At 60.0% G+C, this 24,296-nt stretch carries 21 protein-coding genes; 10 read left to right on the forward strand and 11 right to left on the reverse strand.

Annotated elements, in window-relative coordinates:
- The first annotated feature begins 2 nt into the window (after nucleotides 1-2).
- Entirely contained in the window at nucleotides 3-1,553 is a 1,551-nt protein-coding gene (locus AC1RP7_RS16135; RefSeq protein ID WP_493182668.1) for an ArnT family glycosyltransferase, read from the forward strand.
- A 125-nt stretch (nucleotides 1,554-1,678) separates the two neighbouring features.
- On the opposite strand, the gene ahr is transcribed toward AC1RP7_RS16135, so the two are convergent.
- The gene (gene ahr / locus AC1RP7_RS16140) at nucleotides 1,679-2,710 is read right to left on the reverse strand and encodes an NADPH-dependent aldehyde reductase Ahr (protein ID WP_349736891.1); all 1,032 of its coding nucleotides are present in this window, start codon (nucleotides 2,708-2,710) and stop codon (nucleotides 1,679-1,681) included.
- A gap of 199 nt (nucleotides 2,711-2,909) precedes the next feature.
- On the opposite strand from ahr, the gene AC1RP7_RS16145 reads away from it, so the two are divergent.
- Nucleotides 2,910-3,110: a YbdD/YjiX family protein gene (locus AC1RP7_RS16145; protein WP_090456099.1), complete on the forward strand. Its 201-nt coding sequence runs from the start codon at nucleotides 2,910-2,912 to the stop codon at nucleotides 3,108-3,110.
- 64 nt (nucleotides 3,111-3,174) lie between these two features.
- On the opposite strand, the gene AC1RP7_RS16150 is transcribed toward AC1RP7_RS16145, so the two are convergent.
- A complete protein-coding gene (locus AC1RP7_RS16150) occupies nucleotides 3,175-4,473 on the reverse strand; it encodes an MFS transporter (protein ID WP_090456097.1) in 1,299 nt (432 codons plus the stop codon).
- 38 nt (nucleotides 4,474-4,511) lie between these two features.
- On the reverse strand, nucleotides 4,512-5,690 hold the full coding sequence (locus AC1RP7_RS16155; protein WP_154908537.1) for a M20 aminoacylase family protein: 1,179 nt from the start codon (nucleotides 5,688-5,690) through the stop codon (nucleotides 4,512-4,514).
- 143 nt (nucleotides 5,691-5,833) lie between these two features.
- Here AC1RP7_RS16155 and AC1RP7_RS16160 point away from each other — a divergent pair, with 143 nt between their 5' ends.
- Entirely contained in the window at nucleotides 5,834-6,787 is a 954-nt protein-coding gene (locus AC1RP7_RS16160) for a LysR family transcriptional regulator (protein ID WP_090456093.1), read from the forward strand.
- An 8-nt stretch (nucleotides 6,788-6,795) separates the two neighbouring features.
- On the opposite strand, the gene AC1RP7_RS16165 is transcribed toward AC1RP7_RS16160, so the two are convergent.
- The 3 genes from AC1RP7_RS16165 to AC1RP7_RS16175 form a co-directional block, all read right to left on the reverse strand.
- The gene (locus tag AC1RP7_RS16165) at nucleotides 6,796-7,563 is read right to left on the reverse strand and encodes a metallophosphoesterase (protein ID WP_493182671.1); all 768 of its coding nucleotides are present in this window, start codon (nucleotides 7,561-7,563) and stop codon (nucleotides 6,796-6,798) included.
- A 199-nt stretch (nucleotides 7,564-7,762) separates the two neighbouring features.
- Nucleotides 7,763-8,935, reverse strand: coding sequence for an acetyltransferase domain-containing protein (locus AC1RP7_RS16170; RefSeq protein WP_493182673.1), 1,173 nt, complete (start codon nucleotides 8,933-8,935; stop codon nucleotides 7,763-7,765).
- 332 nt (nucleotides 8,936-9,267) lie between these two features.
- Nucleotides 9,268-9,666: a hypothetical protein gene (locus AC1RP7_RS16175; protein ID WP_218497584.1), complete on the reverse strand. Its 399-nt coding sequence runs from the start codon at nucleotides 9,664-9,666 to the stop codon at nucleotides 9,268-9,270.
- Nucleotides 9,667-10,152: 486 nt separating this feature from the next.
- Between AC1RP7_RS16175 and AC1RP7_RS16180 the strand changes: the two genes are divergently transcribed.
- Entirely contained in the window at nucleotides 10,153-11,055 is a 903-nt protein-coding gene (locus AC1RP7_RS16180) for a universal stress protein (RefSeq protein ID WP_493182675.1), read from the forward strand.
- Between the two features lie 245 nt (nucleotides 11,056-11,300).
- Here the strand turns inward: AC1RP7_RS16180 and AC1RP7_RS16185 are convergent, their stop codons facing one another.
- The 5 genes from AC1RP7_RS16185 to AC1RP7_RS16205 all read right to left on the reverse strand — a co-directional run bounded on the left by AC1RP7_RS16185 (nucleotide 11,301) and on the right by AC1RP7_RS16205 (nucleotide 16,850).
- On the reverse strand, nucleotides 11,301-12,728 hold the full coding sequence (locus AC1RP7_RS16185; protein WP_493182677.1) for a GGDEF domain-containing protein: 1,428 nt from the start codon (nucleotides 12,726-12,728) through the stop codon (nucleotides 11,301-11,303).
- Nucleotides 12,729-12,752: 24 nt separating this feature from the next.
- Nucleotides 12,753-13,712, reverse strand: coding sequence for an alpha/beta fold hydrolase (locus tag AC1RP7_RS16190; RefSeq protein ID WP_493182679.1), 960 nt, complete (start codon nucleotides 13,710-13,712; stop codon nucleotides 12,753-12,755).
- A 16-nt stretch (nucleotides 13,713-13,728) separates the two neighbouring features.
- Entirely contained in the window at nucleotides 13,729-15,141 is a 1,413-nt protein-coding gene (locus AC1RP7_RS16195) for an NAD(P)/FAD-dependent oxidoreductase (protein WP_407516432.1), read from the reverse strand.
- 261 nt (nucleotides 15,142-15,402) lie between these two features.
- Nucleotides 15,403-15,837 carry a GFA family protein gene (locus AC1RP7_RS16200; RefSeq protein WP_493182682.1) on the reverse strand — a complete coding sequence of 145 codons (435 nt, stop codon included), beginning with the start codon at nucleotides 15,835-15,837 and terminating at the stop codon, nucleotides 15,403-15,405.
- A gap of 71 nt (nucleotides 15,838-15,908) precedes the next feature.
- Complete coding sequence (locus AC1RP7_RS16205; RefSeq protein WP_493182684.1) at nucleotides 15,909-16,850, reverse strand: carbon-nitrogen hydrolase family protein; 942 nt, start codon at nucleotides 16,848-16,850, stop codon at nucleotides 15,909-15,911.
- A gap of 103 nt (nucleotides 16,851-16,953) precedes the next feature.
- Between AC1RP7_RS16205 and AC1RP7_RS16210 the strand changes: the two genes are divergently transcribed.
- The 6 genes from AC1RP7_RS16210 (at nucleotide 16,954) to AC1RP7_RS16235 (ending at nucleotide 24,295) form a co-directional block, all read left to right on the forward strand.
- The gene (locus AC1RP7_RS16210; RefSeq protein WP_090456076.1) at nucleotides 16,954-17,649 is read left to right on the forward strand and encodes a winged helix-turn-helix transcriptional regulator; all 696 of its coding nucleotides are present in this window, start codon (nucleotides 16,954-16,956) and stop codon (nucleotides 17,647-17,649) included.
- A 630-nt stretch (nucleotides 17,650-18,279) separates the two neighbouring features.
- Nucleotides 18,280-19,530, forward strand: coding sequence for an OprD family outer membrane porin (locus tag AC1RP7_RS16215; protein WP_493182686.1), 1,251 nt, complete (start codon nucleotides 18,280-18,282; stop codon nucleotides 19,528-19,530).
- Between the two features lie 148 nt (nucleotides 19,531-19,678).
- The gene (locus tag AC1RP7_RS16220) at nucleotides 19,679-21,034 is read left to right on the forward strand and encodes a spinster family MFS transporter (protein ID WP_493182688.1); all 1,356 of its coding nucleotides are present in this window, start codon (nucleotides 19,679-19,681) and stop codon (nucleotides 21,032-21,034) included.
- A gap of 85 nt (nucleotides 21,035-21,119) precedes the next feature.
- Nucleotides 21,120-22,094 (forward strand): AraC family transcriptional regulator, encoded by a 975-nt coding sequence (locus AC1RP7_RS16225; RefSeq protein WP_493182690.1) that lies wholly within the window; start codon nucleotides 21,120-21,122, stop codon nucleotides 22,092-22,094.
- A 96-nt stretch (nucleotides 22,095-22,190) separates the two neighbouring features.
- Entirely contained in the window at nucleotides 22,191-23,297 is a 1,107-nt protein-coding gene (locus tag AC1RP7_RS16230) for an NAD/NADP octopine/nopaline dehydrogenase family protein (RefSeq protein ID WP_493182692.1), read from the forward strand.
- Nucleotides 23,297-24,295 carry a 3-hydroxybutyryl-CoA dehydrogenase gene (locus AC1RP7_RS16235; protein ID WP_493182693.1) on the forward strand — a complete coding sequence of 333 codons (999 nt, stop codon included), beginning with the start codon at nucleotides 23,297-23,299 and terminating at the stop codon, nucleotides 24,293-24,295. The genes AC1RP7_RS16230 and AC1RP7_RS16235 overlap by 1 nt, the downstream gene beginning before the upstream one ends.
- Nucleotide 24,296: the final 1 nt, after the last annotated feature.

Here is a 24,296-nt window from a genome sequence, read left to right on the forward strand (position 1 = left end):
CAATGCGTAGATCGTTGTCGCCCAGGGTCGAGTGCCTGGGTCTGATGCTGCTTGCCCTGTTGCTGATCGGCGCGGGCATGGGGTTGCGTCAGGCTCAGAATGTGGACGAAGAGCGTTTCCTCGGTGTCGCGCTGGAGATGCTGCAGAACGGCTCGTGGCTGATCCCGCACCGGGCCGCCGAGATCTACGGTGACAAGCCGCCGATTTTCATGTGGACGGTGGCGTTCTTCACCTGGCTGACCGGCAAACCCAACATCGCGCTTTATATCCCGGGACTGTTTTCGGCGGTGACGGTCACGGCGATGGTCTATGACCTGGGCCGTCGCCTGTGGACCCAGCGTACCGGGCGCAACGCCGCGCTGTTGTACCTGGCGACCTACCAGACCTACAGCATCCTGCGCACCGGTCAGATCGACAGTTTCTTGATTCTGTTCACCTCCCTGGGCCTGTACGGTCTGGCACGGCACCTGCTGCTGGGACCTGCGTGGCGCTGGTTCTACGCGGGCTGCGCGGCCATGGGCATTGGCGTGATCACCAAAGGTGTGGGTTTCCTGCCGGCACTGTTGCTGATTCCCTACGCCTATGGGGTGCGCAAAGGCTGGCCCGGTGTGGTGGCGATGCCGGGCGAGGCGCGCAAGTGGTTGCTCGGGTTTGCGCTGATGCTTGGCACCATCGCGATCTGGCTGTTGCCCCTGGCCTTGTCCATCCTCTTCAATGGCAGCGCGGACGAAGTTGCCTATGCACGGGAGATCCTCCTGCGCCAGACCGCGGGCCGCTATGCCGCCGCGTGGCATCACCGCGAACCGTTCTGGTATTTCTTCACCAACGTAATCCCGCAGTATTGGCTACCACTGGTGCTGGTGCTGCCATGGCTGGTGCCGGCCTGGCGCCGTCAGTTGCAAAAACGCGACGGCCGGGTCTTGGTGTTGCTCGGTTGGGTGGTGCTGGTGGTGCTGTTTTTCTGCATCAGCACAGGCAAGCGCAAGTTGTACATCTACCCGGCGCTGCCTGGGCTGGTGCTGGTCGCCGCGCCGTTGATCCCGTGGCTGCTCACGCGCTGGTTCAAACGGCACCCGCGTATGCGTCGGGTGTTCCCGGCACTGGTGGCGACCTGGTTCGCGTTGTGGTTCGCCCGTGGTTTCATCGAACCGCTCAAGGACGGCACCAACGTTGATCAGGTGCTCATGACCCAGGCGGCGTCCATGACCCGGGGCGCCGATCTGGTGCTGGTCAACTGGGAGGAGGGGCACTGGTTGTTCGCCCGGCAACCGATCGTGCATTTCGGCATGGACAATTCGACCATCGAAAAGGCCGCGCTGTATCTGCGCGAACACCCCAAGGCCTACGCATTGGTGCCGGATGACGTACTGAACCAGTGCTTCAAGCCCGAAGCGGCCCGTGAACTGGGGGAAAACGCCCGGGCGAACTGGTCGATCGTGGGCGCGGATGCCGATAACGGCAAATGCCTGCCGCAAGAGGCCGGCAAAGCCTATCGGTTCACCTGGAATGACCCGCACATGCCATTGGCGCCTGCGCAGGTAGCCAATCCCTGAGGGGATTTGTAGGAGCCGGCTTGCCGGCGATGGACTCAAATGCGCCGCGTTTATCCAGTTCACACGCGTTATCGTTAACGACCATCGCTGCGATGCGGCGACCCGACAAGCCAGCTCCTACAAGGTCACTGACTGGCGTCCAGCACCACGCGGTAGCGCGCCTTGCCACTGCGCAAGTGATCGATGGCCTCGTTGATGCGGCTCATGGGAAACATCTCGACCTGCGGCACAATCTGGTGGCGTGCGCAGAACTCCAGCATGGTCGCGGTGTTGGCGGGCGAGCCGACCGGTGAGGCGGACATGGTTTTTTGCTGGGGAATCAGCTCGAACACGTGCATCGGTATGGCATCGGGCACGACGCCGACAAAGTGCAGGCGACCCTTGCCGCGCAGGGTGGCGAGCATGGCGCTCCAGTCGAGGTTGGCGTTGGCGGTGACCAGCAGAAAGTCCAGGGTGCCGGCAATGGCATTGAGCGCATTGGTATCGGTCGAGGCGACCACCTTGTGTGCGCCCAGGCGCCTGGCTTCGTCCTGCTTGCTCAGCGATGAGGTGAACGCCGTGACTTCGCAGCCCCAGGCGTTGAGAAAACGCAACGCCAGGTGACCGAGACCGCCAATACCCACCACGCCGACCCGGTCAGTGGGCTTGATGCCGAATTCCAACAGCGGGTTGAACACGGTCGAACCAGCGCAGAACAGCGGCCCGGCCATTGCCGGATCGAGTCCGGCCGGGATCGGCAGGGCCCAGGCCCAGTGCGAACGAATGCGGTCGGCAAAGCCGCCATTGCTGCCGATGATGGTCGGTTGCACGGTGCGACACAGGTTATGGGAACCTTCGATGCACGAGGTGCAATGCATGCAACTGCCCTTGTACCAACCGATGCCCACCCGTTGCCCCATTTCCAGACCGCGAACCTGGTCGCCCAGCCGCACGATACGGCCGACCACCTCATGGCCGGGGATAAACGGGTAGTGGCTGATACCCCAATCGTTGTCGATCAACGACTGGTCGGAGTGGCAGACGCCGCAATATTCCACGGCGACTTCCACCTCGTCGTTGCCCAACGGACCGGGATCGTAGCTGTAGCGTTCCAGTGGCGCGCCCGCTGCGGTGGCGGCCCAGCCGGTAAAGGTGGTGAGTTCGCTGCTGTCGCTCATGGGATACCTCCAGATCAGAAGTCAGGGGTCTTGACCGCTTTGGTGCCGCGGCGGAGCGAGGAAAGTGTAGCGGGTTGCCGGCGTTCCATCGGGTGCGAGCCTGGATACATGAAAATACAAAGGCGCCCGATGTGGACACAGTGCAGATACATGAACGCGGTTTCATGGGCCAGGTCCCACGCATACAGAGAGATCAGTCATGTTCAGCAAACTGCAGCAGATCGCCAGATTGTTCAGCCAGAGCGCCCGATTGATGGTGGGCGTTCCCGAGTACGACAACTACGTGGCACAAATGGCCCGCAACCGTCCGGGCGAGCCAGTCATGAGCTATGAGATGTTTTTCCGCGAACGCCAGGAAGCGCGTTTTGGCCGGGGCAAATGCAATACGCGGTGTTGTTGAAGGCGTTGGGCGTATGCGCGGTTTGAAAGAATCCGACGCATACGCCCGTCATGGTCACAACGGCCTAATCGAGTGGCTTGCCGGCCGTTTCCTTGACCATCGCCAGCCCGATCAAGGTCAGGCACAGGCACGCCATGACATACAGCGCCGGGGCGTTGTTATTGCCGGTCAGGCCGATCAAACCGGTGGCGAAAAACTGCGCGAAGCCGCCGAACACCGAGACACCCAGGCAATAGATGATCGATAACCCGGTGGCGCGAATCGCCCTTGGGAACAGTTCAGTGACCAACACCAGGGTCGGCACGGTGATCAACACCAGCAACAGGGTGGTGACCAACGAGACGGCCAGCAGCATGCCGAGCGTCGGGAACTGGTTCATCAGCATGAACGCCGGATAGATCAGCAACAGCATCGGGATACTGCCCAGAGCGATGGTGCGGCGCCGGCCGATACGGTCGCTGAGCCGGCCGGCCCAGATCGACAGGCTGATCTGCACCAGCGCGCCGAGGCAGGCGGCGGTGGTGCCCATGGTCATCGGTAGGTGCAGCACCGTGACCGTGTAGTTGGTCATGTAATCGAGCACGATGTAGCTGGACGCGGTGCTACCGATCACCAACAGCACCCCGGTCACGATCAGGCGACGGTAGCCGGTGAAGATCACCCGCACGCTGGAGAACGCTTCATGACCTTGTTCTGCGGCGGTTTCCTTGAGGTGACGACGGATATAAATGCCGACCGGGATCACCAGCATCCCGAGGGCAAACGGCACCCGCCAACCCCAGCTCTCCAGCGCCTCGGGCGGCAGGGACGAGCTCAGTGCCAGGGCCACCAGTGCGCCGAGCAGAAAGCTCAAGCCCTGGCTGAACAGCTGCCAACTGCCGTAGAACCCGCGGCTTCTGTCATCGGCGTGTTCCATCAGCATTGCCGTAGAGGCACCGACCTCACCGCCGATGGCGAAGCCCTGGATCAGGCGTGCCAGCACAATGATCAACGGTGCGAAGACGCCGATCTGCGCATAGGTGGGGGCGATGGTGAACAACAGCGAACCCAGCGCCATCAGCCACAGGGTGAGCATCATCGCCGGTTTGCGCCCGACCCGGTCGGCATAGGCGCCGAGTACCAGGCCACCGATGGGGCGCATGCCGAAACCGACACCAAAGGTCGCCAGGGACAGCAGCAATTGCCCGAGCGTGCTCTCGACCGGGAAAAACTGGCGACCGATCAGTGTGGCGAAGAAGCTGTAGACGGAAAAATCGTAGAACTCGAGACCGGAGCCGATGGTGATGGCGGCGATGGCTTTCGCACCAATCGGCTGCCGGGTCGCAGCGGTATCAGGCATGGCGGTAGAGACGGGAGTGGACATTTGACGAACTCCAGAAGACGAGGGCGATAGGGATGAGGTCAGGCCAGGAAGGTCTCGACCAGCCGCACCCAGTAGCTCGCACCTGTCGGCAGGCAGTCATCGTTGAAGTCGTAGCCGGGGTTATGCACCATGCAGCCGCCTTCGCCATCACCGTTGCCGATCAGCAAATAACAACCGGGGCAACGCTCCAGCATCACGGCGAAATCCTCACTCCCGGTCAGCGGTTGCATGTTCGCGATCAAGCCGTCTTCGCCCACCCAATCAAGCGCTACTTGCCGGGCGAACTCGGTGCTTTCGGGATGATTCAACAGAGCCGGGAAGCGTTGCGCCTCGTCGACCGTCACCGTGGCGCGGGCGCCGAAACTCGTAGCCTGGGCCTCGGCCACGGCGGTGATCCGTACAATCAGCTCGTCACGCACCTGCGCCTTGAGCGCACGCACGCTCAACTGCAACTCGGCGTGATCGGGAATCACGTTGGCGGCAATCCCGGCGTGGAACGCGCCGACGGTCACAACCGCTGTGTCGAGCGGCGCGACATTGCGCGATACAATGCTTTGTAATGCCATGACGATGGCCGAGCCGGCCAGTACCGGGTCAACGGCCTTGTGCGGCATGGCGCCGTGACCGCCAACGCCGTCGACCCGAATGGTCACGGTGTCGGTCGAGGCCATGAACGGGCCAGCGAGGAAGCCCAGTTTGCCCACCGGCAGTCCTGGCATGTTGTGCATCGCGAACACCGCGTCGCAGGGGAACAGCTCGAACAGACCGTCATCGAGCATGCGCCGAGCGCCGCCGTCGCCTTCCTCGGCCGGCTGGAAAATCACCACCAGCGAGCCGTCGAACTCTCGGCTCTCGGCCAGGTAACGGGCGGCCGCCAGCAGCATCGCCGTGTGCCCGTCGTGACCGCAGGCGTGCATCACGCCTTCGTGGCGGCTGGAGTAGGGCAACCCGGTCTGCTCGATGATCGGCAGCGCATCCATGTCGGCGCGCAGGCCGATCGTTTTGCCGCTGGAGCCTTGGCGCAACAGCCCGACCACACCGGTGCCGCCCAGGCCGCGATGTACCTGGTAACCCCAGGCCTGGAGCTTGCTCGCCACCAGGTCAGCGGTGGCGAACTCTTCAAAGCTCAATTCCGGATGGGCGTGGATGTGTCGGCGCAGGGCGATCATCTCTTCTTCGAGTGCACGAATGCCGGGCAGGGCGGGCAAATCGGTCATCAGATTCTCCTCGTTTTTATTGGTCGTTTTCGGCTGTTGGACTGATACCCTGTGATGCTAATGAGTTGGCGAATGTCGCGGCAGTCGCAAAAAAGGTGGGCTGAAAACCGCTGGTTTACACCCTGGTGCATCAGGAGGAAGGGATGAAGCTGCATCAATTGCGGGCGCTGGTGATGATTGCCGACTGCGGCAGCATTCGTGCGGCGGCGCGGCAACTGGGGGTGTCGCAGACGGCAGTGGCCAAGGCGTTGCGCGAACTGGAGGAACACTTGAACCTGCCACTGCTGTTGCGCAATGCCAGCGGTGTGGTGCTGACCACCTACGGTCAGTCACTGTTGCAGCATGCGCGGCAGATGCTCAGCCAACTCGAACGCGCGCAACTGGAACTGGCACACCTGAGCGACCAGGCCGAAGGGCAGTTGCGCCTCGGCATTTCGCCGTGGATGGGCATGACCTTGTTACCCGAGGTCGTGACGCTATTCCGCCAGCGCATGCCACGGGTACGCCTGGAGATTTTCGAAGGCTTGATGGCGGTGACGTTGCCGCGATTGCGCGACGGCACCATGGAGTTTGCAGTGGGGTTGGTGTCATCACTGCTGCCGCGCCCGGAGTTCGTCAGCGAGCAGATTCTGTCTTACCGCATGGCCGTGGTGGCCCGCCATGAGCATCCACGGCGCGACAGCCGCTCGATCCACGATTTGCTGGATCAGGATTGGGTGGTCAACTACCCGGATGCCAGCCATGAAGGTTTGATGACCGAGTTGTTTTGGCAACACGGTGCGCAGATCGATATGCAACACATCCACCGCGCGCATTCACCGCAGTTGACGCTTTCATTGGTGGAGCAGACAGACATGCTCAGTTACTTCCCGGAGCCGATGCTCACCATCCCGGGCTACCGCGAACGGGTGGGGCGCCTGGCGCTGGCGGAAACCTTCGCCACCGACACCATCGGCATCGTCACCCCGCGCAATGCCCAGTTGGGGGTCGCCGGGCAATGCTTCGTCGACTGCCTGTTCCAGGTCATCCGCCGCCGCGCCCGGTCGACACGGCCGGAAGATGTCGAACTGTTCGATACGCTGGAACTGTTGATTTGAGGGTCGCTTCACAGATCCAGATCGATCACGAAGGCATCATCGAAATCAGGATTTTCATTGATGCCATTCTTGGCATAGCCCCGGGGGTTGCAGATCACGCGGGTGTTACCCACTCGATAATCAAAGCTGCCATGGGTATGGCCATGCAGCCACAGTGCCGGCTGCCAGTCCTTGATCCGCGCTTCGAGGTCCGAGACAAAGCTTGAGTTGATCGGCGAACCGGCAAAGGTCGGGCTGATGCTCGACTTTGTAGGAGCGAAATGAGAGACCACCACCGTGGGTGTGCTGCTGTCGCGGGTGAAGCAGTCTTCCAGCCAGGCGACCGTCTGCAGAAACACCAGCTGGGAAATGGCCGGCGTGAACAGGTCAGGGAAATCGGGGGCGATCTTGATGTGGCTGAAGTCACGAATCAGCCGGGTCGCCAGATCGATGCCCAGCGCCCGGTCCTCGGGGCTGTCGAGAAGGCGATAGTCAGACCACAAGGTGCAGCCGAGAAAACGTACGCCGTCGTGGACGTACTCCGAACGTTCCAGAATGTGGATCTGCGTACCTTGCGTCAGGCTGTTCAACTGTTCGTAGGTGGAGACCAGGTCACTGCCATAAAACTCGTGATTGCCTGCCACGTACAGCAGTGGAACCGGGCAGGCTCTGGCCCACTCGATAGCCTTGGCCGGCCGGGCGATGTCCCCGGCGAGCACGACAATATCGGCATCCACGACGGGAAACGGGATCGTATTGACGGACAGGTGCATGTCGGACAGCAAGGCGATGCGCATGGATCAACTCCGGCGTGTCGTTAAGGGCAGGTCATCAACTTACGCGTTGATAACCCGTTGCCACAAGTCTGCCGCCCACAGTTTTGATCTTCAGTGAACGCTGATCCAACGACCTGCCACCATCCCTCTGGGAGGCGTTCAAACGCTTACCTGACTGGCATTGCTCTCCAGGGGCCACTTTTGTGAGCAAATGCCCTGATCAGAAGTATTTGAGCCATCTGATATCGCGACGGCGTGCCTTCAATGCCGCGAACCAGCGCACGGGTAGATACAGGGATAAAGCCAGGAGCACCGCCGTCAGCCACACAGCCCAAATGCTGTCGAAACCGAAAAAATTTCCCTGGTTCAATCCGAACAACGCCACGCTGAGCAGATACAGCGCCTTGAGTACGTAAAGGTGGAGCAAGTAGAAGAACATCGGCGCCGCGCCAAAGACTGCCAATGCATTGACCCACTTGCGTTGTTGAGCCTGTTCCAAGGCACGAAGCAGTAACAGGCCCATGCCCGACGTCAGCAAAAGGAACAACAGGGAGGGCGGGTATTTTGTAATGTTGAAGAAGCTCATGAGGGTTTGCGTGATGCCTTCATGGGCGACCCAATGCACCTCGCCATAACCATTGACTGCTCGCAGTGCGACAAATCCGACCAATGTTCCGGCCCCGGCAAGCAGCAGAGTACGTTGACGCTCCGCGGCCAGAACCTGGCCAGAAAACCAGGGGCCGATACTGTATCCAAGGGCGATCACACCGATCCAGGGAAGCACAGGATAAGAGGTGCGCAGACGTAAGCTGTCGCAGACATCGATCCAGCCGCGATCATGCAGAATGGCCCAGGGTATATGCATGGGCAAGCCTGTCGCGAAGTGCAGATTATCCAGCAGATTGTGCCCGGCCACGATCACCAGGCCCAGGCAGCACAGCATGGGCCTGGGTAACCAAATCAGTCCGGCCAGGGCAATCATGCAGATGCCAATGGCCCAAATCACTTGCATGTAGATCGCCGTAGGTGGGAGCTGAAATGTCCAGGCGAAATTCACCAGGGTGAACTCCAGCAGTACCAGCAATAGACCGCGCTTGAACAAAAAGGCTGACACATCGCCCTTGCCCTGGTGCTTTTGGCCATACAGGTAAGCGGAAAGTCCAGTGAGCAGTATGAACACCGGCGCACACAAATGAGCAAGTGTGCGACTGAAAAACAGCGCCGGCTCAGTGGATTCGATGTCCATGGGGTCTGCTACTTGTCGGTGCAAAAAGAACGTTTCGCGCACGTGATCCAGCAGCATAAGGAGGATTACCAATCCCCTCAGGGCATCAATGGACAGCAGGCGTTGGTTCAAGCTTGTGATGGGGGGGATGTGAGTAGAAGTTGTCATCGAATGTCGCAAGCAGGGAGTGGATGGCTCTGCCAGTGGCGACTGACAGTTCATGTTTATATAAGATATAACATAACATGTATGTCTGCCTCGTGTGCATTCGCATGGGGTGGCTCGGCGTCATCGGAACTGGAGGAGGGCGGCAGCATAACCATGATCGTTTGCATATTGCCTTCAACGCCGGCGAGGAGGGCGAAAAGGAGTCGCTCGTACCTCGTCGACGTTTCTAGCCAGCTTCTACAACCCGATGAGCGAGTACAGCTGTTTCGGGCCGGTTTCGCAGGTTGGCGGTGCATCGCCCGTGTTGCAGGCGAATTGCCCTTGGCGTCGCACTAGCGACGATAGTAGCGGCGATCGTCCTCATAGCGGTGCCGCATGGCCCGATCATGGTGGCGTTCCCAATAACGTTGGCGTTCTGCTTCGCGGCGGGCCTGCTCTCTGCGCCAGTTATCTCTACGCCAGTCGTCACGGCGCCAATCGTCTCTACGAGAGTGCCAGCGGCCGTCATGCCAGTATCGGTCGTCATGGGCAAGCAACGGCCCTGGTTGCTTGCCGGCCATGCTGGCCAAGGTCGGCCAAGGATTGCCGGCAGTCTGGGCCGGCACCTGAACGACTGCGACTTCAGGTGCGAAAACAGGGGTTGAGGTCTTCATCTGTGTTGCTGATGCCGAGCCCACTGCCGCGAACGCGAACAGGCCGAAGAGCACCATCCGTGGGTCATGGAATTTCATGAGCGAAGACAACCTCTGGTTGATTTGTGGGGGAGCCTGCGGGTTCGCGTTTACCGAACGGATGTGGCTATCCACATAGACCGATAAATAGAGAAAAGTTCTAGGGGCCACTGCTTAAATAGCTAACGACGCCAGTGTGCGGCCCCTTTGAGGTTTGCTATCTCGATAACCGTTCCTGGCGGTTTACAGCCTTTAGTGAACGCCAGTAAACGACTGTGGATTCAACTGGTCATGCGTCCAGTAAATCGGGGCGACTCAAATGTAACGCGCTGACAGTGGGCTTTCGGTCGAATATCGGCGACGGCGACCGGCAGCGTTCAGTCGATTCTGTTGAAAAAGTGGACTCGGCCAAGTAGGGGGATGATGGCATCCAGGCGTATATTGATAGTGTCGATCCAGATAGTTGAGGCGATAGTAAATCGTCGGTGGTGTGACAGGCGACAACGCTGGGGGAGCTAGATATCCCGAAGCATTTGGAGGTGTTACATGAGCCAGTATCAACGACTCTTTCTGATAGCCGGTCCAGTCATGCGTCACACCCCGGCGTTGGAGCGAGCTGTCGCCATTGCCGAAGCCACTGGCGCAGCGCTGCATATCACGGTGTTTATCGAAGACTCCAACCTCTTGGGTTTGATGAGCGCCGGTGCGCGTTTTCGTGAGGCCTGTCAGCAAGAAAACGAAAAGTGGCTGAAGGATGAGGCCGGTCTAATCCGCGGACGCGGAGTTGCAGTGAGCACCGAAGTGCTTGTTACGCGCACCGCGCTGCAAGAAATACTTCGGCATGTGGCAGAAATGCAACCGGATCTGGTTATCAAGGACGTGCAACACGAGTCAGCGCTCAAACGCGTTTTCATTACACCTCTGGATTGGCACTTGTTGCGCGAATGTCCGGTGGCTGTGCATCTGGTCAGCGAACTCAGGTGTCCACTTCCACGGGTGGTAGTGGCGGCAGTTGATCCGTCACAACCCGAGACCCAGATCACTGGCATCAACGACCGCATCATCCAGGCGGCGAACGGGTTGTCGATGCAATGCAATGCGGAGTTGCATCTGCTGTATGCCTACGATCTATCGCTGACACATATATCCGACGCAGGCGCTGGTGCAGTGACGATGCCAGGCTTCAGCAGCGATGTACGCAAGTCACTGCAAAAGTCGTTTATCGCATTGGCCGACCACTATGGCGTACCCACTGAGCGGCAACACTTCGTTGCAGGACCGCCTGGCAAAGCGCTGGCCGACTTTGCAGCGCATCACCGGGCCGATGTGATCGTCATGGGAAATGCGCATCGCAAGGGACTGGGCAAATGGGTGGGCAGTACGACGGAGCATGTTCTGTATCAAGTGCCCTGCAACATTTTCGCCGTTACGGGTTCTGCGGATCAGTGATCGAGAAGACACCGCAAGGCGTAGGTGACTGGAATATTCCCACTGACGCATGGTTATGACGGAGTTTGGTTGATTGCAGCCAGTGACCATGGGAAAGGCTCGGGCAAAGCGCATGACAATGCCAAATGAGTCGCAAGCCCCGAAGCGAAGTGGGGTTTGCGACTTTTTTTCGAGATCTGTCGCACAGTCCGAAACACTGGCACGGGGTATCGGTGCCGACGCTTTCAGCGACTTCGAGACGATGGTCAAGGCATAGGTTGGAGGCTGGTTTTGAAGGTAGTGACCACACGGTTACGGCCTTCGTGTTTAGCGTGATACAGGCGTTGATCGGCTGTACGCAGAATTGCCTCGATGGTGTCGCCATCGCGACCGGATTGCGATACGCCGATGCTCACTGTGACCACGGTTGACCGCTGCTGGCCATGGAAAACACTATTTGCAACGGTGCTTCGCAGACGCTCAGCGATTTCGTGCGCGCCTTCAAGTGAAGTCTGAGGCAGCAGTATCATGAATTCCTCCCCACCCACTCGGGCTACACCGTCATACGGGCGGATCGAATCGAGGCATTTCTCCACGAAACTCTTCAGGATGTCATCGCCAACCTGATGCCCGAAGCGATCGTTGATGGACTTGAAATTATCCAGATCGAGTGCCAACACGGAGAACGGCGCACCGCCGCGTTTGGTCCGGCCAATTTCGACTTCGACCCGCTCCATGAACCGACGACGATTATCAGCGCCGGTCAGTGGATCGGTCGCCGCAAGGTGCCCGAGTTCTTGATTGGTGCGCTGGAGTTCCTGCAGGGCGCTCTCGGCATACGCCATCGCTTCGGCAAGACGCACCATCAACTCCTCTTGGCTGTAAATCTTCGAAAACGACCGCGTGGTGAGGAACGCTTGCACTACCCCATAGCTCAACATGAAGAATCCGCCGGCGAAGATCGCGTGAGCGAGCCACCACATATGGTTCCACGGACGTGCAAGGATGAAGGCAAGAGATGACAGCGCGAACGCGGTGACCGAGATGATAAAAATGGTCATTAGCGGCGAACGGATACGGCGCAGCAGGAGTATTGTCACGGTCAATGTGGAAAGAACGAGGGCACCACCTTCCATCGATAGGCGCACCGCGAGATTGCTGGCGATCGGCGAATTCGCGACGTACGCCACTGCCACGTCGACCAGCAGGAACAGTCCTATCCAGGTCAACCACGGGCGGGCCTTCATTCGTTGGTCCGCGGCAACAGGTGGGCGGTGGTACGACAGCAGTCCGACTAACAGCAGAATCGACATGACCAGGCGAGAGGCGGGTCCATAAAGCAGGAAGAGCCAGATATTGTGGTGTGCTTGCCCGGTGAACGCACCATGCAACGCATAGATCAGTACAAAGCCGAGAAAACCAAGCGTCATCCATCGCAGCAGCGGATCTCCCGATGACTGATAGCAGCGCCACGTTACGTACGTAACAAACGAGCCGGTCAGGGTGGCTGTCGTGATCGCAACTATATGGAACAGGTGATTCTCGAATGTAAGCGTGGGGTCCTGAAAAAAGTACAAGTACCCAATCAGATAGGCCGGAACAAACGCAAATCCTGCGAGCAGCAAGTAGGCGTAAACCCTGACCATGAGGCGAACGGCTTCAGGTGACTCGTCGGTGGCGATGAGATTGTTCATGGTTCCCTCCAGTTTTAAATCAATTCAGAGTTCTTTCAGGAAGCCCAACAGCAGCTCATTGACCTCTGTCGCGCGCTCTTGCTGTATCCAGTGGCCGGCACCTTCGAGGATATGACACCCGCGCAGTCCCGGCAGTGTCTGCGCGAAGGCTTCGATCTGCCGCGGGGAACTCGGAAACTTCAGCACGCCGTCGCGGCTCCCGGCAATGAACATCGACGGCTGCCGGATAATGCAACCGCGCCAAGGTGCCAGAAGTGCCCATGAGCGCGTCATGTTGCGGTACCAGTTCAAGCCGCCGCGAAATCCGCTGCGGGTGAATTCGCGGGTGTAATAGGCAATGTCCTCAAGGCTTAGCCAGACTGGCAGGGTTTCGGGCTCGACCATCGCGCCGAGGAAGCCCTGGCCCGGCTGCAGCCGGCCGAACACCGGCCAATCGGGTCCGTCACCCGAGCCACTGAAGTAGATGCGCCGGATCGACGACTCGACGTCCATTTCCAACTCGGCCTCGGCCACACCCGGCGTCTGGAAATACTGGATGTAGAAGTCGCTGATACCCCGCGAGGCAAGCGTGCTGAGGAGCTCCACGCGCGTCGGTGGCGAGAAGGGAACGCTCATGCCGACCACCGCGCGGAACAGATCGGGTCGCATCAAAGCTGCGCCCCAGGCTACCTGCGCGCCCCAGTCATGGCCGACGATCACGGCTTGCTGTTCGCCGAGTGCGTTGACCAACTCGACCATGTCGCCTACCAGGTGGAGCGTGGTGTAGGCGTCGGGTTCGGCCGGCGCATCTGTGCCGCCATAGCCGCGCATGTCGGGCGCTACCGCTCTGTAGCCGGCGGCCGCCAGCGCAGCAAGCTGGTTGCGCCACGAGTACCCCAGCTCCGGGAATCCGTGGCATAGCAAGACCAAGGGACCGGAGCCCTGGATGGCGACCTGCATGCGGATGCCATTGATGTCGAGCAGTTCGAGGTGTGGCTCGTTCATGTGCGCTTCCTGCGATTCAAGCGATGACCTCCAGCAAACGCGGCAGATTCGTCAGAGCCTGTTGCCTGCTGACAGAGAGCCGACGCAGCTGTGCCAGTTTCTCGGTGTCGGTTTCTTGCAAGCCCCTGACCACCGCCGTCATGAAGTACAAACGCGACTGCCTGATCCAGCGGGACAGACCTTCATGTTCTCCCCAGCGTAGCTGGTTACCCAGGTAGACGGCCCAGATTCTGATCCAGTCCGTGGGGACGTGAGGCGGGGGGACCATTGTGCAAAACGCGTTCATTTGCGCTTGATCGTCCAGGTGGCTTTCCACATAAGCGATCAAGGCCGCGCTGAACAAGGGTTGGCAGCTGCTTACCATCACCAGGTTGATCTTGCCGCCGTCGAACACCTGCATTTCAGGGAGTGTCGGGATGGCACTGGCGCTGCAATCAATGTGCAGAGCATTTGGGCTCGTGGCGATGCTGCCCTGCTCGAGCACGATGCGCGTTGGCTCGATAACGCTCACTCTCCCCAGGCGCACAATGTTGTCGATGCGTCGAAGCTCGCGTAATTCCGCTTGAGTGACGGTGGCGCAGCGGTAAGCAGTGGGTTCGACGGACGTATCCAGGCGCAAGAGCTGGCCCGCCGCCTCAAGCCTGGAGAACAGGTCCGGGATCGAGTCCGCGGCTGCGATAGCCTCGAGCTGTGCCGTGAGGCCGCCGATTGTTCGTTCGAAGCTGTCGAGGCCGGGTTGCAAGTTGGCCCGGTCGATCAACCACGGATCGTTCGGCATGATCCAGCAGATTTTTTCGGGCGCAACACCGTTTTGCAGGCACCACAGGCAGGCGTCGATCCCGGTCTTGCCCGATCCCACCACAACGTAGCCAGTGTGTGGGTGCTGGATCTTCGGCAGGTCGTTCAGTGGCACGCATTGCACGCCGGGTTCCACCTTGTATCTGGGTGGGTGGGTCGAGGGCACCGCCGTCTGGGCATGGGTGGCGTCCACGACCTTTTTGTGCACCCGCACCTGATGGCTTACGCCGCTGATCAGCGAGGTAAACCGGTGGTCGTCAATGCGGTCGCCGGTGTAGTCGCACATGGGGAAGTAACGGACCCGACCTGACGGCAGAAACTGCTGATTCATCACCTGGTCGAAGTAGCTCATCACCTCGGCGCCGGAGGCCAGCTCATACAAGCCCTCGTTCAGTGCCGTTGTGTCTTTCGTTCCGCTGCCCAGTTCCCGTGAGTTGACGCCATAGAAGGCCGAGGGCTGGTGCAATCGGACAAAGGGGTAGGCATCATTCCAGTGCCCGCCAGGTCGACCGTGCCGATCCACCATCACGATACGTGCATTCGTTTCCTTGAGTAGCGTATCGACGAAGGCCATGGCCGTCGCGCCAGCCCCGATGATCAGATAGTCGGTTTCGATCGGATTTGCGTCCATATGGTTGCACCTTCCTGACGGTTGCCCCCCTCAACCTCCGTAGATTAGCCACCCATGCCGCGCGCAATAGAACGAATGCTCCTCACCCACATAACCAATGGAATTAATGGCTGCAGCCTGAATGTCCATACTCAAGTCGGCATGCGCGAAGAAAAACTACACGGCCTGGATTACAGTTAACCGGTGGTCATGACATTGCCGAACAGATGGCAACTGGCGTAATCAGGCAAGGTCGGATCGCCGCACGCTACCGTGCTGGCGCTATTCGTCCATGCTGACGCCCGATCCCCCTGATTCGCTGGGGACATCCTTCAGCTTGGGCAACCCGTCTTTGATGTGCAGCCTGGCCTCTTGATAGTGCACGTGAACTCCTGGCGAATACGCGAGATCCGGGATGACAGCGGCATACACGTCGATGAGCCCCATCCCTGGGTGTTCGGTGAAGAGGTGCCCGCCGCAACTCTTGCACCATTTGCGATAACTCTGCGGTGTCTTGTTGTAGGTGCCGATGTTGTCAGCCCCCCGAGTTACTTGCACCGCCTCGGGTTTCCACAGCGTGAAGGCATTGACCGGCGCTGCTGACCAATGTCGACACGACTCGCAATGGCAATAGCCCATTGCGGCCGGCTCTCCGCTGACGGTGAACTCGACTGCGCCGCAAAAACAACTGCCTTTGTAAGACTTTTGAATGTTCATGGAATGACTCCTTCATCAGTTATTACACATACCGTCGAAGTTGGGATGGATCGCCTGAGCGTTGGTTAGCTTCACTCGTCGATGAAGTGCACCGCTGTCGCCGGCGTGCGTCGCACCTGCAGTTCGAAAATGTCAGGGCGCGCATAGTGCCCGGTGACGTCGAGCGTCCGTCGCGCTGGCGCCACGAGTGAGGTGTCGATGTCCGCATACAGAATGCCTGCCTCACGGTGTAATGGACCGGCTGTGATCCGGCCTTGAGGGTTGACCACCACCGAGTCGCCATCGTTGATCCACTCTTGCGGATCGGGAAACAGTTGCATGCGAGCCGGAAAGTCATCGGGAATGTCGCTGCCGCGCAGCAAAGTGCCGCTGCCGAGCACCCAACAGCGGCCTTCGAGTGCAATGTGACGCATCGTGCTGATCCAGCCATCGCCACTGTCATACGTGGGTGCGATGTAGATCTCTACCCCCTGGGCATACAGTGAATAGCGTGCCAGCGGCATGTAGCTTTCCCAGCAGATGAGTGTTCCAACACGGCCGACCGGTGTATCGACCGTACGTAACCCTGACGCATCACCGAAACCATGGACCATGCGCTCGGGGTTCGTTGGCATCAGCTTGCGATGCCGGTTGAGCACTTCGCCGTTCGTACCGATAACGACTACGCTGTTGTAGAGCGTGCCGCCGCCATGGCGCCGGTCGCATTCATTTATGCCGCATACGATCGTCACGACATGAGTGCTGGCGGCCTCGCACAATTCGTTCAGGTCACCGTTCGCGATATCAACGGCGTTGGCCAGCAGACGCGTGTGTAACTGGCCCATTAAAGCCCCGTCTTTTCCCGCCGCCAGCCGCCAGATCCACGACGGGTAACCTGGAATGAACTGTTCGGGCAAAACGATCAGCGAGGCTCCCGCCACCGCCGCCTCAGCGACCGATTGCACGGCTCGGGCGATCGTCGCGCTGCGATCGAGCAGCACTGGCGGCCGCTGAATGATGGCTATCTTGGTCATGGCGTTCTCCTGAGACGGTGGCTTTCGCAGGTTTCAGCGTGCGCGTGGCGATACCGCGAGGCTAGTTCAGAATCTGAAGCGTTGTATGTGCGGAGTACGGGCGATGGATGAAAGCTACGGTCAGTTCTGTACGGTCGCGCGCGGTGCTGAAGCACTGTGCGAGCGCTGGACGCCTTTGGTCGTGCGCGAGCTGCTGTGCGGCAGTAAACGCTTCAATGAACTGCACCGCGGCGTACCACGTATGTCCACCAGCTTGCTGGCACAGCGGCTGCGCCACCTGGAAGATATCGGTGTCGTACATCGCACGGCCACGGGCAAAGTCTGGGAGTACAGCCTGACCGAGGCAGGCGAGGAACTGCGCCCCATCATCATGGCGCTAGGGCATTGGGGCGCGCGTTGGATAGGTAGTCGCCTTCGCGATAACGAACTCGACGCGGGCCTGCTCATGTGGGACGTGCGCCGGTTCGCGCGCATCGAGATGTTCCCGTCCCGGGCGGTGGTCATTCACTTCAGGTTTCGCGACGCGCGGTCCGGCGAGCAAGAGTGGTGGCTCGTGGTCGAACATGGTGTGGCAGATCTGTGCCGCGACGACCCCGGACGCGAGCTCACGCTCGTCGTGGACTCTAGCGTGCGTGCGTTGACCGAGGTGTGGACTGGCGACCGCACACCAAGGGAGGTTCTTCAGTCGCGAGAGCTGCGTGTAGACGGCGCTGTGCAGGATGCGGAAAACCTGTGGCGCTGGCTTGGCACGAGTGCGTTCGCCGGTACCCGGAGCGCTGCAATCCAGCCTTTGCAATAGCCATCTCGAGATTGCGATAGAGCATCAGCAGCTTGTCCGCCTCCGGATGGCCCGGCGCCAGGGGATGAGCTTCCAGTTCGCCGAATGGCGCGGCGAAGTGCTGTTGCTGCAGGGGGCTCGCAGGCTGCAGTGCTCAGGCAGTCTGCATCAGGCTGCGCAATTGGAGAATCGCCTGCGCAATCGGGGAGGTTGGCAGGCAGGGCAATCGCTAGCTTAGGGCCCATCCAACAACAAGACCTCGCTTAAGGAAGGCTTATGCAATTCAGGCTTGCCATCTCCCACCGTGTGCCCTGCGCTTTTGAGTCGACTAAGGGAAACCTTTAGCCGGGTTGAAGTTTTCCCCTCAACGGATGCTGTTCATCTCGATATCGGCGCGGCGCCTACTCACTTACCTTGGGTAGACAAGAGGCGTGTCGTCTTGGCTGGCTGTTCCACTGAGCCCGCCTGGCGCTTTACCCCATAACAACAATAGGTCTGACAATGCTCGAACCCATCGTTCTTTATATCCCTGATGCAATCCGCCTTGCTGTGCAAGAAGGCTCGGTGTTCGGCTGCCGGCATTTTTAGTTTTTAGTTCGAATCTGCTCCTATAAATACAGTGCCCAGCACATACAGATGTGGAGAAGTTAGATGTATCAGGTAAAGCAATGTTGCCGTGGGCTCGGTATTGCCGGCGTGTTGGGAGTTATCTGTTCGCCATTGACAGCCTATGCCGATGTTGTTGATGACAGTCACTTGAAAGTGGATACGCGAAACTTCTACTTGCACCGTAACTACACCAATACCAATGCACCGGTTTCTGAAGTGCATAGTTGGTCCCAGGGTTTCGATGCGCAGTTTACCTCCGGTTACACCGACACGGCCCTGGCAATCGGCCTTGATGTGGATGCACAGTACGCGGTGCGCCTGGATTCGTCGGGCAATGACGGTTCGCTGCCGTACAGCGTCCGCGACCAGCAGACGGCCGATGACTACAGTCGCGCCGGTGCAACTTTCAAGATGCGCTACAGCAAGACCGAGTTGAAGGTCGGTGACCTTCGTCCACAACTGCCGGTGGCGTCCGATGACCCCAGTCGGCAACTGGATACGATCTATCAAGGGGCCGTGGTCGAGTCCAGGGAAGTCGATGGGTTGATGATGACCGGTGGCCGTTTCTGGTCCGCCGTGACACGGGAATCTTCCAACCACGAGAAGCTATACAAGTTTGGCTCCACCGATAATCTCGACAGTGACGGCCTGGACTTCGGCGGCGCAACTTACGACATTGCCAAGAACTTGCAAGCCAGTTATTTCTACGGCGTGTTGCACGATATTTATCAGCAACACTATTTCGGCCTGATGCATATGGCTGACCTGGGCAGTGGCTACAAACTTAAAACCGACTTGCGCTACTTCAATAACAATGAAGATGGCAATGCCTTGAACGGTGAGATCGACAACCGTTCCTACGGCGCCTTGTTCACCTTGCTCAAAGGCGCCCACATGTTTGGCCTCAGTTACCAGCGCATGCTCGGTGACAGCGTGTTCCCGACGATGAACGGTTTTATCCCCCAACCTTACCTGGTGCACTGGTCGTCCCTGGGGTTTGTCCGCCCGGATGAAAAGTCCTGGGGGGCGCGCTACAGCTATGACTTTGCCGGGATGGGCGTGCCTGGGCTGAAGCTCTACACCCGCTATATCAAGGGTACCAACTGGGACCGAGGCAACAACCTGAGCGACAACCAGGAAAGCGAACGCTTTCTGGGGCTCAGCTACGTGGTCCAGAGCGGGGCGCTGCAAGGCCTGGGGCTGGACCTGCGCAACATCGACGTGAAACAGAAGTACGGCTACGACTACAACGAATTCCGTGTCGCCACGACCTACACCTGGAAGTTCTGGTAAGCCGCGTCCACCCGGGATTTGCCCCCATAACAATAAGAGGCCTGACCATGTTCGAACCCTTTGTCCTTTGCATCTGCCCCGCAACTTTCCAGTCGTTGTTCTGCGCACCGCTGCGCGCATGAGCGGATTCCAAGAGGAGCAAACACTAGTGAATATCCAGGTCGATAACGCGGTCCTGCAGAAGAAGAAAACCTACATTTACGAGTGGTATGTGGTCGGCCTGTGCATGATCGCCTACATCTTTTCATTTGTGGATCGGCAGATCCTGGCGCTGATGATCGAGCCGATCAAAGCCGACCTGCAGATCAGCGACACCCAGTTCAGCCTGCTGCACGGGCTGGCCTTTTCGTTGTTCTACGCGTTCATGGGCATGCCCATCGCCTATCTGGCCGACCGCTTCTCGCGACCGAAGATCATCGCCGTCGGCGTGGTGTTCTGGAGCCTGGCGACGGCGGCCTGCGGTCTGAGCAAGAACTTCCTGCACATGTTCCTCGCCCGCATTGGCGTCGGTGTCGGCGAGGCAGCCCTGTCGCCCTCGGCCTACTCGATGTTCAGCGACATGTTCCCCAAGGAGAAACTCGGCCGCGCGGTGGGCATCTACTCGATCGGCTCGTTCGTCGGTGGTGGTCTGGCCTTCCTGGTGGGCGGCTATGTGATCGCGATGCTCAAGGACATGAACACCATCGAGGTCGCCTTTCTCGGCGCGATGAAGGCCTGGCAGTTGGCGTTCTTCATTGTCGGTCTGCCCGGCATCGTGGTCGGCCTGTTGATCTGGCTCACCGTGCGCGATCCGGCGCGCAAAGGCCTGCAGGTGGATGCGCAGGGTCGGGCCAAGAAGGTCGGGATGGGTGATGGCTTGCGCTTCCTCGGCCGCCACCGCGCCACCTTCACCTGTCATTACCTGGGCTTTTCATTTTACGCCATGGCCCTGTTCTGCTTGATGAGCTGGAGCCCGGCGCTGTACATCCGCAAGTTCGGCCTGTCGCCGATGGAGGCGGGCTACATGCTCGGCACCGTGCTGTTGGTGGCCAACACCGGCGGGGTGCTGTTCGGTGGATGGCTCACCGATTATCTGGCCAAGAAAGGTCATCAGGACGCTGCCATGCGCACCGGTGTCATCGGTGCCCTCGGCATGGCGGTGCCGGCCGTGCTGTTCTCTCAAGTCGATCAACTGTGGCTGTCGGTGACCCTGTTGGTGCCAGCGATGTTCTTCGCCTCGTTCCCGATGCCGGCGTCCACGGCGGCGATGCAGATCCTTGCACCGAACCAGGTGCGCGCACAGGTCTCGGCCGTGTTCCTGCTGATCAGCAATCTGCTGGGGTTGGGCCTGGGCACCACGCTGGTGGCGCTGTTGACCGACCGCTATTTCGGATCGCCCGCGGCGGTAGGGTCGTCGATGTCGCTGGTGATCGCCGGTGCATCGGCGTTGACCGTGCTGCTGCTCTGGCGTGGTTGCCGTCGTTTTCGCGAAAGTTATGCCCGGGAGTATCCGACCCGGGCTTGATTGGTCATAGTCCACGATCGGCGCCCCGGCCTCGCTCCTGTCAAAGGGAGCGGGGCCGAGACGCTCCACGTCAGGAGAACCCTTGATGTTGAATGACGTACACCTGCTGGAACGGCACAGCCTGCTCAGTTCGGCCGATTACCGCGAAATCAAGGACAAGGTCAGCCAATACCTGTGCCCCCACAGTTTCAATGTGCTGCGTGACGAGCCGATCTACACCCGGCTCAACGGCGTATTCTTCGGCGATTCGGCGCTGCTCGACCTGCGTTATGGCGCGCCGGTGGAGATCATCATCGGCGACATTGCCGATCAGTATCTGTTTCGCATCACCTTGCAGGGGCATTGCGAGGTGGCCCACGGGCGGCGCAGCGCGGCGATGCAGTCGGGCTACCTGAGCGTTTCCTCGCCGTTCGCGCAAAGCCGCATCGTCACCGATGGCGAGTGCCGCAACCTGATCCTGCGTGTCGACCGTGATGCCCTGGAGACGCAGCTGCAACGCCTGCTCGGCCGCAGCCTGCGCCAGTCGGTGATCTTTGATGTCAGCGTCGACCACCTGGGCGCCGGCGTCGTCAGCCTCTATCACACCCTGGACTACATCTGCCGGCTCTACGGCAGCGGCGTTGACGGTTCGCGCCTCGCCAGCGGCCTGTCCGAATACCTGATGCAGTTGCTGCTCACACAGCTGCCGCATAACTACTCCGCGGATCTGTTGATCGATACGCGCGCGCCGCTGCCGCACCACGTGAAAAAGGCCCGTGACTACATCGAGGAACACCTCGACGAACCGATCAGCCTGACGACCCTGAGCGAACTGTGTGGTGTCTCGGTGCGCACCTTGCAGAACGGCTTCAACCAGTTCCTCCAGCAGGCGCCGGTCGAGTACATCCGCGACCGGCGCCTGGCGGTCATCCACGAGTCGCTCAAGCAGGGCAGGGCCGGCGAAACCGTCACCGATATCCTGTTGCGTCATGGCATCAACAGCTTCGGGCATTTCTCCAGCGCTTATCGGCAACGCTATGGTTGCCTGCCGTCGGACACCCTGCGGCGGCAGAAGCATTGAGACACCTGCGCAATCGGTCATTCGGCTGCGCAATCGGAGGAGTCTGTGGCGGTGCGGCTCGATAGGATCGAGTCTCTGACAAAAAGGAGTATCTGCATGAATATTACCGTGCTGGGTGGTGGTCACGGCTGTTACGCCGCTGCTGTCGAAATGGCTGAAAAGGGGCACCAGACCCGCCTGTGGCGTCGAGATTCCACCGCGCTCAAAGAGCTGCTGGCCATCGGCAGGCTGACCATCAAGGACTACCGGGGCACTCGCCAGTTGTCAGTCGGCCAGAAGGGCGACAAGCTGTCGTTAACCGACGACCTGGCCGAAGCCCTGGGCGACGCGCAACTGGTGATCATCCCGCTGCCGTCGACCTCCCACGAAGACCTGGCCAAACATGTTACGCCGCACCTGCACGACGGTCAGGTGGTGTTCCTGCCGCCGGGCACCTTTGGCAGTTTCGTGTTTGCCAAGGCCATGGCCGATGCGGGCAACCGGAGCAAGGTCGCCTTCGCTGAAACCGGTACGCTGCCGTACCTGGTACGCAAGCATGGCGCCAGCGACCTGGTGATCAGCGGCTATGCCACCCGCCTGCCGACCGGTGTATTCCCCAGCAACCTGTCCGAGCATGCTTTTGCGGTGCTGCGTGAAGCCTACCCGAGCGTCGAACCGATTGAAGACGCCCTGAGCGGTGCGTTGATGAACGCAGGCCCCATCATCCATCCGCCGCTGATCATGATGAACGCCGGGCCGCTGGAGCATTTCGAGGCCTGGGACATTCACAACGAAGGCACCCAACCGTCGATTCGTCGCGTGACCAACCAGCTTGATGCCGAACGCATGGCCGTGCGCGAAGCACTGACCTACGGCGCGCCGCACTTTCCCCTCGCTGACCACTACAACACCACCGAAGGTGATGAGTGGATGTACGGTCGCGGTGCCCATGGCAAGTTGACCGACAGCGGTGACTGGCGCGAGGACATCGACCTGCAGAAGCATCGCTACATGCTCGAAGACACCCGCCTGGGCCTGTCCTTCCTGGTGTCCGTCGGCCGCTGGGCCGGTGTGCCGACGCCGGTCGCGCAGGGCCTGCTGAGCATTGCCTCGGTCGTCGCTGCACGGGATCTCTACGCCGAAGGCCGCACCCTGGAAAACCTCGGTCTGGCCACACTGAGTCGGGCGCAGATGACCGAACTGCTGACCAGGGGCTACAACTGATGAACGCCGCGCTGCCCCAAGTCAGCGTGGTCGGCGCCGGCCGGATGGGCGAGGGCATTGCCCTGGCGTTCATCCATGCGGGCCTGCCGGTCACCCTCATCGATATCAAGGATCGCGCCGAGGATGAGCGGCAGGGCTACTTCGAACGTGTGCGCAACAACATCCGCAGCGAATTGCAGATGCTGGTACGCCTCGGCATGCTCCGGCTGGAACAGGCCGACATCGCGATAGCCCGGTTGACGCTGCAATCCAGATCCCAGGCCGTAGAGGTATTGCGCAGGTGCGACCTGGTGTTCGAGGCGGTGCCGGAAGTCATCGCGGTCAAGCAGGAGACCTTCGCCTGGGTCAGCGAGCATGTGCCGGTGTCGACCATCATCGCGTCGACCACCTCGACTTTCCTGGTCACCGAGTTGAGCGAAATGGTCAGCACGCCTGCGCGCTTCGTGAACGCGCACTGGCTCAATCCCGCGTACCTGATGCCGCTGGTGGAAGTCAGCCGCAGCGAAGCGACCTGCCCGCAGGTGGTCGAACGGCTGCTGCAACTGCTCAAACGCATCGGCAAGGTGCCCGTGGTGTGCAACCCGGTGGCTGGCTACATCGTGCCGCGCATTCAGGCATTGGTGATGAACGAAGCGGCACGGATGGTGGAAGAGGGCGTGGCCAGCGCAGAAGATATCGACACGGCGGTACGCGTCGGCTTTGGTTTGCGCTTCTCGGTGCTGGGCCTGCTTGAGTTCATCGACTGGGGCGGCGGCGACATTTTGTACTACGCCTCGCGTTACCTGAGTGGAGCGCTGTCACCGCGTTTCGAGTCACCACAAGTGATCGCCGACAACATGCAAAACGGCCGCAATGGCTTGCGCGATGGCCAGGGTTTCTATGACTACCGTGACATGGACGTGGAAGCCTACAAGCAGCAGCGTCTGGGCGACTTTGTCCGCAAGTTGGAGTTGTCGGGGCTGACGCCTGCGTTCGATGGCGCCTTGAAGCAGGCCTGAG

This window comes from Pseudomonas sp. GW822-FHT01E03, from assembly GCF_058802985.1.